This is a genomic window from Armatimonadota bacterium (genome assembly GCA_037138755.1).
In the GTDB taxonomy this organism is placed as follows: domain Bacteria; phylum Armatimonadota; class Fimbriimonadia; order Fimbriimonadales; family Fimbriimonadaceae; genus Fimbriimonas.
Genome location: JBAXHT010000001.1, coordinates 1,512,460 through 1,525,724 on the forward strand (window position 1 = coordinate 1,512,460; position 13,265 = coordinate 1,525,724).

12 protein-coding genes are annotated in these 13,265 nt (G+C 54.5%); 6 read left to right on the plus strand and 6 right to left on the minus strand.

Annotated features, from left to right (window positions below):
• Position 1: 1 nt before the first annotated feature.
• A complete protein-coding gene (locus tag WCK51_07180) occupies positions 2–517 on the plus strand; it encodes a hypothetical protein (GenBank protein MEI7576657.1) in 516 nt (171 codons plus the stop codon).
• Between the two features lie 15 nt (positions 518–532).
• On the opposite strand, the gene WCK51_07185 is transcribed toward WCK51_07180, so the two are convergent.
• Positions 533–1,018, minus strand: coding sequence for a hypothetical protein (locus tag WCK51_07185; protein ID MEI7576658.1), 486 nt, complete (start codon positions 1,016–1,018; stop codon positions 533–535).
• Positions 1,019–1,402: 384 nt separating this feature from the next.
• On the opposite strand from WCK51_07185, the gene WCK51_07190 reads away from it, so the two are divergent.
• Positions 1,403–1,573, plus strand: a complete 171-nt coding sequence (locus WCK51_07190; GenBank protein ID MEI7576659.1) for a hypothetical protein — start codon at positions 1,403–1,405, stop codon at positions 1,571–1,573.
• Positions 1,574–1,575: 2 nt separating this feature from the next.
• On the plus strand, positions 1,576–1,899 hold the full coding sequence (locus WCK51_07195) for a type II toxin-antitoxin system RelE/ParE family toxin (protein ID MEI7576660.1): 324 nt from the start codon (positions 1,576–1,578) through the stop codon (positions 1,897–1,899).
• Between the two features lie 134 nt (positions 1,900–2,033).
• Here the strand turns inward: WCK51_07195 and WCK51_07200 are convergent, their stop codons facing one another.
• The 3 genes from WCK51_07200 to WCK51_07210 are packed head-to-tail and all read right to left on the minus strand — an operon-like array spanning position 2,034 to position 6,102.
• Positions 2,034–4,304 (minus strand): glycoside hydrolase family 9 protein, encoded by a 2,271-nt coding sequence (locus tag WCK51_07200; protein MEI7576661.1) that lies wholly within the window; start codon positions 4,302–4,304, stop codon positions 2,034–2,036.
• A gap of 26 nt (positions 4,305–4,330) precedes the next feature.
• The gene (locus WCK51_07205) at positions 4,331–4,858 is read right to left on the minus strand and encodes a CoA-binding protein (protein MEI7576662.1); all 528 of its coding nucleotides are present in this window, start codon (positions 4,856–4,858) and stop codon (positions 4,331–4,333) included.
• Entirely contained in the window at positions 4,855–6,102 is a 1,248-nt protein-coding gene (locus WCK51_07210; protein MEI7576663.1) for an O-acetylhomoserine aminocarboxypropyltransferase/cysteine synthase family protein, read from the minus strand. The genes WCK51_07205 and WCK51_07210 overlap by 4 nt, the downstream gene beginning before the upstream one ends.
• A gap of 75 nt (positions 6,103–6,177) precedes the next feature.
• Between WCK51_07210 and WCK51_07215 the strand changes: the two genes are divergently transcribed.
• Positions 6,178–6,810 (plus strand): DUF4272 domain-containing protein, encoded by a 633-nt coding sequence (locus WCK51_07215; GenBank protein ID MEI7576664.1) that lies wholly within the window; start codon positions 6,178–6,180, stop codon positions 6,808–6,810.
• Here WCK51_07215 and WCK51_07220 read toward each other — a convergent pair.
• Positions 6,807–7,244 carry a cupin domain-containing protein gene (locus WCK51_07220; GenBank protein MEI7576665.1) on the minus strand — a complete coding sequence of 146 codons (438 nt, stop codon included), beginning with the start codon at positions 7,242–7,244 and terminating at the stop codon, positions 6,807–6,809. The two genes, WCK51_07215 and WCK51_07220, sit on opposite strands and share 4 nt — an antisense overlap.
• A gap of 63 nt (positions 7,245–7,307) precedes the next feature.
• On the opposite strand from WCK51_07220, the gene WCK51_07225 reads away from it, so the two are divergent.
• On the plus strand, positions 7,308–9,854 hold the full coding sequence (locus tag WCK51_07225; GenBank protein ID MEI7576666.1) for a hypothetical protein: 2,547 nt from the start codon (positions 7,308–7,310) through the stop codon (positions 9,852–9,854).
• A gap of 7 nt (positions 9,855–9,861) precedes the next feature.
• Positions 9,862–11,730, plus strand: coding sequence for a sialate O-acetylesterase (locus WCK51_07230; GenBank protein MEI7576667.1), 1,869 nt, complete (start codon positions 9,862–9,864; stop codon positions 11,728–11,730).
• A 39-nt stretch (positions 11,731–11,769) separates the two neighbouring features.
• Here the strand turns inward: WCK51_07230 and WCK51_07235 are convergent, their stop codons facing one another.
• Positions 11,770–13,257, minus strand: a complete 1,488-nt coding sequence (locus tag WCK51_07235) for a PQQ-dependent sugar dehydrogenase (protein MEI7576668.1) — start codon at positions 13,255–13,257, stop codon at positions 11,770–11,772.
• Positions 13,258–13,265: the final 8 nt, after the last annotated feature.

The following is a 13,265-nucleotide window of genomic DNA, read 5'->3' on the forward strand; positions in this document are numbered from 1 at the left end:
GGTGGAAGTCTGGTCCGAGAATCTGCCCGAAAACCATGTCTACCTTCGACACTGTACGGTAACGTACCGACTGAACAATCCGGTCGGAAACCGTACTTGCCTCTGGGTCGCCGCGGACGGTAACTATCACGGCAACCTAGGTATGCAGCACGAAGACATTGTTTCACAGGCAAATGAGTCTGAGCTGTGGGGCGGCACTCTTGAGCTCATTAACGGACCTATAATACTGCTCAATAGGAACACGGCTGTCCGACTCGACAATCACTTCTGGGGAAGTTTGTCGACGCCTCTTGGCCCAATCTATTACAGTAGCTACTCTGCGACATTCCATTGGATGCTCGCGAGCGAGATTTGGTCCGGCAAACTGGACGGGCTTGACTTCTTCGTTCGTGATTACGATCCTCAAAGAAGAGTTGCCGAAGGTGGAATCGAGCTAGTCAACGACTACACAAACTGGCGAGAAATTGAGCTTGACCCATTCGCAAAGCAAATTCGAATCCTCGACCGTCCAAGGTGAAGCCGAATCGAGGCATCATAATTCAGCATCTTCCTTTTCCATGCGCCGTGCGACCTCCTTAAGTTCTGCTGAAATCCTCACTCGTCTTAGTCTCTGAAGAACTCGGAAGTATCCAGCACTCAGTGCGAGCTGTCCGAGGCACCAGCCTGGAAGTGCCCATGCCGAAAGACTTACTCCCGTAAAATTCATGACCGGCCAGATGAGGATGAACGAGAATCCAGCGCGTAAATAGAACTTCCTTGAGCCCCCGATAAAAGCGTAGCGGAGCCATCTCATCAGATCGAATCCGTGACGCGTGCCGAAAATCCAGTCGATTCTGAGCAGGAGCCACAGTGCTGCTAAACCAAAGCCCACCACAATCGCTTGCACCCAAAAGGTCGGATCCGACGTTTGAGCGCTTTTAGGGATACCGATCGCAAACAGCATCGAAAGAGTACTGATCAGCAACAGAGATAGCCTCAATAGGCAGACCCCAAATCCCGCCACCATTCCTCTGGCCACGAACCAATTGTACGCGAGAAGCCACCGCTTGGGCAAAGAAAGTAGTTCCCCTAAGAGAGAACGTAGAGAATCCCTAAAAAAATGAAATAGGGCCATGTGTTCGGGAGCTTATAGTCGAAAACTTCCCCTCGAAAAAACGCACGCCACATTTCAAATAGATCCCAGATCCCATAACCGATCACAACAATCGCGACGAGCCACTGCGCGGGCAGGGTAAGCAGATGCAGCCTGGGTGGCAGATGCTGTCTTTTCAAGCGATCAATATCGGAAGCCTCGTAATCCCCCGATCCCAGTTTGTCCGTGAACCGCATGATAACTACCTGAACTTCTCGTTCTGCGAACGCAAAAATCCGACTGACTCCAAAACTGCTGTACACTTCATCCATGAACCAACAAGAACCAGAGGTGCTGACTCCTGAGGAGTACGCCGCTATCGACCTAGTGCCGCCCCATCAGCCCGGAGACGGAATCCCGCTGAGCACAGCCGTCGAGCGAGCAAGAGCAAGGACGGCCGCTTGGCTTGGCGCGCATGAGGTGATTGAGAAATCCGCGTAGTTGTGCTCAGCACGTGGGCTGACCTCGACCTATCCGGGATCCACACGACCACCACAGCCGACTTCGGAATGACCCAAGCTGACCGATACATCCAGTTCCTGGTCTCCGAAATGGAACTTATCGCCTCGATGCCTGGACTGGGTAGGCGCATCGCAGAACGACCAGGACGCCAAAGTTACATTGCCAAATGGCCCGGAGCCAAAGCGGGTCACCGAATTGTGTATGAGGTAACGGAAGAAAGCATCTACGTCGTTCGAATCCTTCACACCGCAATGCAGTACTTCTTGTATATTGAAGACCAGATTTCGATGCCTCGGGATCCGTGATCCTGAGGCTACTCCGGCAGCCTCCCAAACGAGTCATAATCCCTGCCCTGTCCAAAGAGAATCCTAGGCTCGGGAGTCATGCCCAAAACCCATTCGTCTTAGCCTCGGGATTGAGAATCCTGAGGCATCGAGAGTTACTTCGCCGACCCCGCCAGAATCCCGTAGAACGCCGCCGCAGGACCTGTGTTCTGGTGCACCGTAAACTCGCTCGACATCGGCGAATTGCGGTTGCTGAACCACATCTCGTTCCCCGGCCACTGGTCAATATCGGGATAAGCCGTCTTGTTTGCCCAGTGCGAATCCCATGGCCCATTCCCGTAAGGCTTCTCCTTTCGCCAGGGTCCGTAAGGGATGAAGCCGGGTGGGAACTTGCCGAGGCACCAGAAGTCGAGGTGGAAGAACTGTGTCACGTTGCGGGGGCCGACCCCAGTCATCCAAACCATGTTCAAAGCGTTGGTGCCAAGGAAGTAATCCGCGGTCGTAAACAGCACGGATCGATATGCCCGAGATTTCTCAGGATCACTTTTTTCGGTCAGCTTCATCGCAACTGCGACTTCGGGGATCAAAGGCGTTGTTTGCTGGCCAATGAGCATCGGCATATTGAAATCGCCACCCCAGCGAAGTGCCCGCTTCGAAGCCGACTCAAGCCCGTGAGAATTCGCCGTAGCAAGCACCGCTCCCCGAACCCGTTTCATCAACGCAGGGTCCGCCTTTGCCGCCGAGAGCGCATACAGTCCCAGACCGTACTGCTGATCGCCCCAATAGATCGTCCACTCCTGAATATCCGCCCAATCCTTCTTCAATTGAGTCTCATAGGCCACGTCCTCCGTCAGAGCGAACAGCGCCGCCGCTGCATAGGTCCGGTAATCCTTCACCACCACTTCATCCTTCGCCAGCGTGTGAGCCAGCGCCCACCGGTAAGACTCCACGGCTTCCTTCTTCCAGTCAACCTTCTCCGGATCGTTCAGCCCCTGTGACTTCAACACCAGCGCAACATGCGCCGCCGCACCCGCATAGCGAAACGTCGACATCGGGTCCTCACCGGCAACAATCCAAGTCCGGTTCACGTCCTTCCAACTCGGCGTCCCTTCGCCGTCGGCTCCGAACTGGTCACCGCACACCCGCAACGAAAGCCCGCCCGTGCCGTACTTCTTCGCCAAAAGCTCCGATCGCAGTCGATACCCAAACCGAGGCAGCCACATTGCCTCATCCAGGATGTCCGGAATCCCGTTCCCGCTCTCCGGAATGTTCAAATCCCCATCCCGAAAGTTCTCTGGAGCGATCTGAAAAGCCATCAGCAACTCAGTCGCCACCCGCAAGTGCGTCGGATAACTATCCCAATCCCCCGCATCCTGATACCAACCCCAGGCATCCAGCGGTCCCTTGATCCCCGCCTCCATCGCCGCCTTATCTTCAGGTGTCGAATCCGAAGTCTTCCAGTCCAACATCCGAGAAGTGGTGTAAACCAGCTTTCCCTTGAATCCGGGAGTAAGCAGAGGGTTATGCGGAGCTGGCCGAACTGATTCGGTAAATGGCTTCTTGAGCTCGATCCCGGAGCGATTGTGATACAGCGATCTCGTAGTCGCGACATAGGCTTCGCGCAAGGCATCTGCTTTGATCTTGAACGGGAATGAGGTCCCGGTGCCATCTACTTTGAGTCGGTACGAACCAGGCGTTTTGAACGAAGAAAAGTCGCAGTCATAAACGTCGGCGTTCAGATAGTTGCCAAAAGGTTTCGACTCCTGAACGTGTGCCGTCTCAGGCTCAGACCGCTTCTTGCGGAATGCAACTTTTCCTTCAAAAACGCTCTTTCCTTGACTGTCGATCAGGCGAAACGGCTTACCTGAGAACGGTGCGTAGTCCACCGAACCCATGTCCCCGGCCCAATGGTACAGGTAACCGTACTTGGCTGGCGCATCGGGAACGTAGCCAAGAAGGTTCACGTGTATCGCTTCACTCCTCATTGAGTCGTCGACTTTTACAATTTGCTTATCACATAGTCCCTTCGGAAGGGAAATCGAGGTGCTACTCCCTGTTGATACAGCACTCGGTAGAACTACGTAGAGCCAATGCTCTTTGACGTGATCAGGGCGGTCGTTCTCAAACCGGTCTCCCACCCATCGATCTGTAAACCAAGCAAAGTCGGTCCCTTTGGACTTTCTTCCGATGCGTAGCGCGGTCTGACTTCCAACGCGAAAGTTACTGGCGTTCGTTGCCTGACCGACGTTCATCGGTGCGGTGAATACTTGGTCGTCCGTATGCTTTTGTCCCAGCGAGTGGTGCTTCACATAGCCTTCGTTCAAATGAACCATTGCTATAGAAGGAGCGATGAGGCAGGCATCCACCAGTTGAGGCGTCAAAGGCGCGCTACCTTGGGACAGCAATAGCAGCGAGAACGCAAGCATCTCAACATCTTACAGTTGAGATTGGATTATCGATTTACACTTCTGCGCTTTGCAGATATGATTTCCGTGTTCATCCCCGCCCAGTGCAGCATTCCGCCGTACCGGCCGTGCTCCATCTTAATGCACTTATCCTGCACCGCAACTAGCCCCGCGTCAATCGCCCGAGACCCGGCGTCGAAGTTGATAATCCGCAACTGCGACCAAACCGCCTTCGCGCCATTCGCAATCGCCTGGTCGGTGATGTCCCACATCTCATGCCCAGGCCGAAAAACGTTGACGACATCCACCGCAAACGGCACCTCCGCCAACGACCGATAAACCTTCTGCCCCAGAATGAAATCCGCCTTCGGATGAACCGGAATCACTTCAAAACCTTCATCAAGAAGATAGGAAGCAACCATATTCGAAGCCTTGGTCGACTCCGTCGAAAGCCCAATAATCGCAACCTTCCGCATCGAAGCCAACAGCTTCTGAATCTGGTCGCCATTCTGATACCGCTCCCGCTGCTCCGCAGTCAGGGTCGTGTTCAAGTTAATGCTACAAGCGATACTCATGCCTTCTCCAAAGCCTGCTCCAGGTCCCAAATCAAATCGTCCGTCGTCTCCAGACCTACCGACAACCGAATCATCCCCGGCGTGATCCGCGCCGCTTCAAGTTCAGAGTCCGACATCTGTTGGTGCGTCGTGCTCGCTGGGTGAATTACGAGGCTCTTTGCATCGCCAACGTTCGCAAGGTGCGAGAACAACTGCAAAGACTCAATGAACCTCTTGCCCGCCTGACGCGCATCGGTACCCGAAATCTCAAAAGCAAACACCGCCCCCGCCCCCTTCGGCAGATATTTCTGAACCCGATCATGATGCGGGTGAGAGGGAAGTCCGGCGTAGTGAACCCGGCCCACCTTTGGATGAGCCTCAAGGAACCGGGCAACCGCCAAAGCATTAGAGACATGCCGCTCCATCCGAAGCGACAAGGTCTCGAGTCCTTGCAACAAGTTAAAAGCGTTCGTCGGCGAGATACATGCCCCGGTGTCCCGAATCGTCTCCGCACGCAGCTTCATTAAGAAAGCGTAATGACCAAACGTATCAAAGAACCGCATCCCGTGATAACTCGGCGAAGCATCTGCGATGGTAGGGAAACCCGAGAAATCAAAGTTTCCAGAGTCTGTCACCACGCCGCCAATCGACGTCCCGTGACCACCAATAAACTTCGTCGCCGAGTGCAGAACAATCGTTGCTCCGTGCTCAATCGGACGGCAAAGATAAGGCGTCGCGAATGTCGAGTCAACCACCAAAGGAATCCCTTTGGAATCACCCAAAGCAGCCAAAGCTGAAAGATCAGGAATCGAGTTAATCGGGTTACCGATCGTCTCGACAAACAACATCCGTGTCTTTGGGGTGACCGCTTCTTCCCAGTCCGAATCCCGATCCGGATCGACAAACGTGACGTCGATGCACAGCTTCTTGAGCGTGTGGGCAAACATCGTCATCGTCCCGCCATAAAGCTGGTTCGATGCAACAATATGATCGCCCGGCGAGCAAAGGGTCATCACCACCCCAAACTCCGCGGCCATCCCGCTGGCGGTCGCCACTGCGCCAGTCGCGCCTTCCAAAGAAGCAACCCGCTCCTCAAAAACCGCCGTCGTCGGGTTACTAATCCGCGAATAGATATTGCCGTACTGCTTCAACTCAAAGAGGTGAGCCGCTTCATCGGTGTCCTTGAAAACATAACTCGTCGTCTGGTGAATCGGTACCGCCCTAGCCCCCACGAATGGGTCAGGCACCTGCCCGGCGTGGAGCATTTTGGTTTCGAATCCGAACTGACGGGAGGAACTCACTATATCTATTATGGTTCTAGCTCTTGGTAATATCCCCGAGTGTCCGAGTGGAATCGAATCGTTCTTAGTCCAGCTCTTAAGAAGTCTGACGTTTCTTTTGCACTCGACGAGGACCTCTCCGAAGTGTCGAAGGACTGGAACCTCCAGCCAACCGAAGAGATTCTGAAGCGGATCATAGGCCTTTGGTGCGCAGCAGGCTACGCACAAACAAAGTTCAGTCCCTACTTTCCTGAATACGTTGAAACCAACAATATTCATGATTGGTTGACAGGTCCGGAGCGGAGGTTTGTGTTCACCGAGAAGCCAGGCAAATCAGACCAGATTCACTTTAGCTGGCGAACTGAGCACCTCTATTTCTTACTGTGGTGTGTTGGAGTTATCCCTCAAATAGATTTGCCAATAATGCAGTCCCGGATTGGCGACGTATTCGACTTGTTTCCGCAAGACATGGAGCCACCGGACGTGCTAAGACAAGCAATGAAAGTCCGACCAAAGGAAGACATCGTTGCGTGGGCAGAAGTCCTCTATGAGGTGCACGGAGCCCTCCGGCGCGGAAAGCTAAAGAAAACCAAGATTTCTATTGAAATCGTTCAAGAGTGGCACCACGCCGTCAACTGGATACTTGATGTTTGCCCCGGCGAATCTTGGGAGTTTGTGACGGCGGATACCTAGTAGCGAATAAACTCCCGAACCGCGTCATCTGACCGTAAGTACTCCAACTCCTCTTCGCCCGGGCGCTGGGGACGATCTCGCTCGCACGCCACAATGCAAAGGAACCCCAGCGGCGAATCCTCATCCGCCCGGAACTGGTGCCAAGTCATCGGCGGAATATGGACGATATCCTGGCAACAAATCTCCGAAACCGTATCGCGAACCAAAACCCGTCCCCGACCCCGGATCACCATCACCGCGTGCTGATGCTCATGTCGCTCCAGAGTCGAGTGACCACCCGGACCAACTTCGAAATACCGAAACTCAACCGGCAAATCGCCCTGCCCCTCCAGCATCACCTGCCTAGTGACGTCGCGGAACATATCGCCGTCCTCCTTGTAAGGAAGAACCTCAATCCCCTCCCACCGAAAATCACCCGTTGCCTTAACGATCATGATAAGTAGTTACTTCTACGCCAGTTTACTTGCCAATGCCAGAGGCTCGCATATAATGAACTCGTGGCCCTGCTCTCACTGATCGCCTACGTCGCCGGATTCCAATCATCGATCAACGGACCCCAGTTCCGGCTCGATTCAACGAATTCGTTCCCGTTCGTCATCCCCTGGGATGATGCTGTTAGCGGAACGGCGACCGATGTCAGCTTTCTCAATGCAAAACCCGCCGGAAAGAACGGCCGGATCATCGCCAAAGATGGTCACTTCTTTGAGGCAACAACCGGGAAGAGAGTTCGGTTCTTTGGTACCAACCTTGGCGCAAGAGCCGCATTTCCCCTGAAGGAAGACGCTCCAAAAATTGCCGCTCATCTGGCGAAAATGGGGATCAATATCGTCCGGTTCCACCACCTGCAGAACGATTGGGATAAAGAGTTCGGGATGATTTGGAAGAAGGGCCGAGAGCATATCGAGTTCGATCCCGTCCAGGTTGACCGGCTCGACTTCTTCTTTGCCGAGCTTAAGAAGCAGGGTATTTACACCAACATGAACTTGCAAACCACGCGCAAGATGGTGCCCGAGCTTGGATTCCCCGCGAGCACTCTCGAAATCCCGAACTTCCAAAAGAAGGTCGACAAGCTCAACGATAGGATGATTGGACTGCAAAAGCAGTACGCCAAAGACCTGATCGACCGAGTCAACCCGTACACAAAGCTGAAATACAGAGATGACCCCGCCTTGATGGTGATCGAGATCAACAACGAGAACTCCCTAGTCGGCTGGCCTGGAGAATCGCCCGGTCAGGGGTTAGAAAAATGGCCCGAGCCATACCAGAGCGAACTCCGAGCGAAGTGGAACAACTGGCTGAAAGCTAAGTATCTGAACGATGTCGGGCTCGCCAAAGCCTGGCCGACCAGGGACACAAGATCCGGAGCTTCGGCTACCACCCCGAAGAGTAAGTGGACTTGGGAGAATCAGTCGAACGGGGACGTTACGTATACAACGACCGCCAGCGATGCAGAAGGGGCACCGTTGCTCACAGCCGTCATCAAGTCAAACCCTGGGCCTAACTGGAACGTTCAGGCTCACTTAGGCGGACTCACCCTAGTTAACGGAAAGACCTATACTGTGCAGTTTCAGGGTAAGGCTGATAAAAAAGTTGGAGTCAACATCGACAGTCGCCTCGATATGCCGGACTGGCGATTCCTCGGGTTAGGTGGTTCTGTGGAACTAACTTCAGATTGGAAAACCTATTCACTGAGTTGGACCGCGATTGCCACAGAACCTGCTCATGCCCGACTGGGGTTCGTACTTGGCGATATTCGTGGAACGGTTCAGATCAAAAATCTAACCATTCGCGAGGGAACCCTCGAGACCGGAGTCGAACCTGGCCAAACTTTGGTGCGAGGCAATATCGGGATACCGAGCGCGGGAACCTCTGCAAAGTACAACGACTACGCTACATTCCTTTTAGAGACCGAAGCGAATTACAGCACTGCGATGCGCAAGTATCTGCGAACCGATCTTGGCTTCGACAAAGTCAACATGATCGACTCTCAAATCTCCTGGGGCGGGCTAACCTCGCTGGTCCGCGAGAAGAACATGGAGTTTGCAGACAACCATGCATATTGGAATCACCCTGCTTTCATTGGCAGCGACTGGGACCCCAAGAACTATCGTGTCGAGCGAAATGCTCTTGTCAACTCTCCCGATCTGGGCACCCTGAAAGACTTGTCGATCTGGCGAGTGGCCGGCAAACCCTATAGTGTGAGTGAGTACAACCATCCTGCTCCGAGCGATTTTCAATGTGAAATGATGCCGCTGTATGCCGCCGTTGGTGCAACTCAAGATTGGGACATTCTGTACACCTTCGCTTGGGATGGAACTGGCTCAAGGGAGAAGAACGACTTGTATGAGGGCTACTTCGACTTTGCTAAGAATCCGGCGAAGAAGGCGTTCTTCCCCGCAACTGCCTTGACGTTTCGGCTGGGGCTGTTCGAGCCGTTCGGCAACTTCAGTCCCATCTTTATTCCCGAAGACGGCTGGAAGAACTCCATGTTCCCAAGCGCATTCTCGAAAGACATTGATGTTCTAACTAAGCGCCACGCGATTGCGACAACGAAGTTCCAATGGCTACAAACCGAATCCACCACAACCGCCACCCGAACCGGGAACGGCACCGATAATGTCGTGGTTTTTGAATCTGATAAAGCAATCAGCATCGCTGGATTTGTTGGCGGAAAGTCGGTCAAAACAAAGTACGGAACGTTCAAGTTCGCCAACACGCCTACGAACTTTGCGTCCCTCATGCTCACCCCTCTGGATGGAAACGCTCTCAAAGTTTCTAAGCGAGTGTTGCTCACGGTCGTCGGTCGAGTTGAGAATCAGAACATGGGCTGGAACGCGGCTCGCGATTCGGTCAGCGATCAATGGGGAACGGCACCGAGTTCGGCTGAAGTCATTCCGGTCACTGTGACACTCGCCGCCAGCACACCCGTCAAAGTCAGTAGTCTCGATAGCACCGGAAAGCCAAAGAAGGCTCTTTCCTTCAGCAACAAGAGCTTCGAAATCAACCTCTCCAGCCGGTCCGCTTGGTACGAGATCACTCAATAATCCGCCCATGATCCCTCCTGTCCTTCTTCAGCAAATTCAGCTCCCGTTCATTGCGCCGTGCTTTAGCTCGCACATGGTGTTACAGCGCGACAAGCCCAACAACATCTGGGGTTGGAGTTCGCCAGGGTCGCAGATTCGAGTCTCCATCGGAGGCTCGCGGGCGACGGCAACGACTGATGCCACCGGGAAGTGGATCGCCCAAATCAAGCCTCCAAAGGCCGGTGGCCCTTACAAGTTGACCATCGAGGGACTCCAGAAGGTCGAACTCGATGACATCCTCGTCGGCGATGTCTGGATCTGCTCGGGTCAATCGAACATGGAGATGGGGATCTCCATGGCAAAGGATGCAAAGAACGAAATTGCCGCAGCGACCGACTCCCATATCCGGATTTTCATGGGCACCAAAACAACCTCGTTGAAGCCTGCCAGCACCAATGAAGGAACTTGGGCAGTCTGCTCCCCCGAAACCGTAGCAAAGGGCGGCTGGGGCGGATTTTCCGCGGTTGGCTACTACTTCGGCCGACATCTTCGGGCCAAAGTCGGGGTGCCAATCGGACTGATCCAAACCGCATGGGGCGGCTCCGCTGCCGAAGCCTGGACCAGTAGCGCCGGATTGGCTCCCGTCAAAGACTTCGACGACCAAGTCGCCCAAGCGCGAATCCAATCAATTGGTTCTGCGTCTTCAACCCACGACCTGATCGAAAAGTGGGTGACTCAGAACTCACCCATGCCAGCAGGAGCCGGTAACAAAACCGTCAAACTTCCCGGAACCACCCGCCAAATGGGCCAAGACGGCAAACGCCGAGTCTATTGGTTCCATCGAACCCTCAACCTCACCAAAGACCAAATCAGTCAACCCTGGCTCACCGTTGGTTCTGTCGAAGGTGCCGACGCCCTCTACATCAACGGCAAACGCGTGATGGCGGGCAACAGTATCCTGATCTGGCAAGCCGCCCAAATGCCCGCCGGAGTCCTGAGAGAGGGCGAAAATGATCTCTGGTTCCGTCTCGTCGACCTCAACGGAAACGGAGGGGTCACCAACCCACAGTTTAACATGGACTTTGGTGGCGGAAACCGCGTCGAACTCGGCGGCCAATGGGAGATCTACCCGGGTGCCGAACTCGACAAGCTCCCCAAGTTCCCGCCAATGATCGAAGGCAACCCCAACTGGCCAACCGTCCTCCACAACGCGATGCTCCGGCCCTTCCAGCCGATGGCAATCAAAGGTGCCATCTGGTACCAAGGCGAAACCAACGTCGGCCGAGGTGAGCAATACTCCCGCCTCCTACCCGCCCTCATCACCGATTGGCGCAAAGGCTTCGCCCAAGGCGACTTTCCATTCCTCGTCGTCCAGCTCGCCAACTACGGCCGCAAACATGATCAACCAAGCGAAAGCGGCTGGAGCGAACTCCAAGAAGCCCAAGCCACCGCCGTCACTCGAGTAAAGAACGCTGCGCTCGTCTGCACGGTCGACATCGGAATGGGTAACGACATCCACCCCACTAACAAGCAGGACGTCGGCCTCCGCTTGGGACTCCAAGCCGAGCGAATTGGCTACGGACGAAACCTTGTTTCGAGCGGCCCAACCGTAAAGGGTATCGACCTCAAGGGCAATGAGATCGTCGTGAAGTTCGATAATGTCGGTAGCGGACTCATGGCAAAGGGAAGCCTCAACAAGTGCTTCGCCATCATGGGCTCAAGCGGAAAATGGGTTTGGGCCGATGCCCGAATCGAAGGAGCGAGCGTCGTTGTGAGCGCGAAGGGGGTCATCGCCCCGATGTACCTACGCTATGCTTGGGATGAAGATCCGAACGCACCTCTGTACAACAAAGAAGGGTTGCCTGCCGTTCCCTTCAGAATTGATCCTCCAAAGTGAGAGTTGTTGTGCCCCGAACGCATCGGGGCACAACCGAACTTACGGAGCAGGAACGATCCGGACAATCTTGTCTGGGCCGTTCAGTGCGACGTAAATCACTCCATCCGGAGCAGTTGCGATATCTCGCACTCGTCCCATTCCGATCAGAAGTCCTTCCCGCTCGACGAGTTCGCCGTTCTTCGTCCGGATCCGATCAACGTTGTTTCCGCTCAGCCCGCCTGCGATCAGATCGCCTTTCCATTTAGGGAACGCCGCTCCACGTGCAACATCAAGGCCGGAAGCTCCGATCGAGGGTAGCCAGCGGAAAACTGGCATCTTGTACTTCTCGCCTGGCCCGTTCCAAGGCACCCACTCTGCTGAGTCGTTGTAGTTAATGCTGAACGCCACTTTGCTCCAACCGTAGTTGTCTCCCTTGGTGCAGTCGTTCAGTTCGTCGCCTCCACGGGGACCGTGTTCGGTGTCCCAGATTCGGCCATCCAATCCAATGGTCAAGCCCTGAGGGTTGCGATGCCCGTAACTCCAGACCTTTTCTGCGACGACTCCCTTCCCAACGAATGGGTTGTCCTTGGGAACCGATCCATCCTCGTTCAGCCGATAGATCTTGCCATTAGGGATGTTCAGGTCCTGCGCAGTGTTGCCGCCTCCACGCTCTCCCTGCGAGATAAATATGTGGCCTTTCCCATCGAACGCCAGCTTGCAACCATAGTGAACGCCCGAACCGTTGTAAAACTCCTGGCCGACCTGATAAATCGTTTGCTGCGAGCCCCACTCAGCATTGTCGCCGTTCCACGTTAGCTTGCCTCGGACGACCTTGGTCATGGCTGCTCGCGAACCATCGGCTTTGGGCTCCGAATAGCTGATATAAACCCAGCCGTTTGTCGCGTACTGCGGGTGAACGGCGACTTCCATCTGACCGCCTTGGCCGAGTTCGAGCACCTTCGGAAGCCCCATAATCTCGCCAACTTTCTGGCCGCCTTTATAGATAATGATTCCTCCAGGGCGGTTAGTAACCAACATGCGACCATCCGGAAGCCAGTCAATCGACCAAGGCACTTTGAGTCCTTGGTTTTGATCAACGACAGTTTCGACGCGATAGTTGTGCAACTTGGAGTTGAAAACATCGCCCGTCTTCTTTGGCTGGCCCATCTGCCACTTCAGAGCCTTGCCCTGAAGTTCTCGAATGTGAACCACCAGTCCCCAAACTTCTTGATCCGTCAACGTCTCGCCCATCGACTCCATTCCGGTGCCGGGGACCCCGTTACGGGTCGCGTCGAAGAATGCTCGGTCGTGCTTCTGATCAAACTTTTCAGGTGTCAAAAGAGTTTGGGTTCCTCCCCCACCGCCTTCGCCATTTTCTCCATGACACTTCGCGCAATAGTCGTTGTAGAGCTTGGTGACGTTTGTTCGACGCTGCTGGGGCTGCTTCTTGTTGGGCTCGTACGGAGCTTCCTTCTTCCCTGCAGCAATCGTAGTGCATCCGACCACAAGACCGGACGCTGCGAGAGCTAATTGAAACAGTTTTGTCATGTCAGTGG

What these genes read in the sequence shown, in the direction of transcription:
- WCK51_07235 (MEI7576668.1), bottom strand. Translation starts at nt 13,257, where the DNA reads ATGACAAAACTGTTTCAATTAGCTCTCGCAGCGTCCGGTCTTGTGGTC.
- WCK51_07200 (MEI7576661.1), bottom strand. Translation starts at nt 4,304, where the DNA reads ATGCTTGCGTTCTCGCTGCTATTGCTGTCCCAAGGTAGCGCGCCTTTG.
- WCK51_07230 (MEI7576667.1), top strand. Translation starts at nt 9,862, where the DNA reads ATGATCCCTCCTGTCCTTCTTCAGCAAATTCAGCTCCCGTTCATTGCG.
- WCK51_07220 (MEI7576665.1), bottom strand. Translation starts at nt 7,244, where the DNA reads ATGATCGTTAAGGCAACGGGTGATTTTCGGTGGGAGGGGATTGAGGTT.
- WCK51_07205 (MEI7576662.1), bottom strand. Translation starts at nt 4,858, where the DNA reads ATGAGTATCGCTTGTAGCATTAACTTGAACACGACCCTGACTGCGGAG.
- WCK51_07190 (MEI7576659.1), top strand. Translation starts at nt 1,403, where the DNA reads ATGAACCAACAAGAACCAGAGGTGCTGACTCCTGAGGAGTACGCCGCT.
- WCK51_07210 (MEI7576663.1), bottom strand. Translation starts at nt 6,102, where the DNA reads ATGCTCCACGCCGGGCAGGTGCCTGACCCATTCGTGGGGGCTAGGGCG.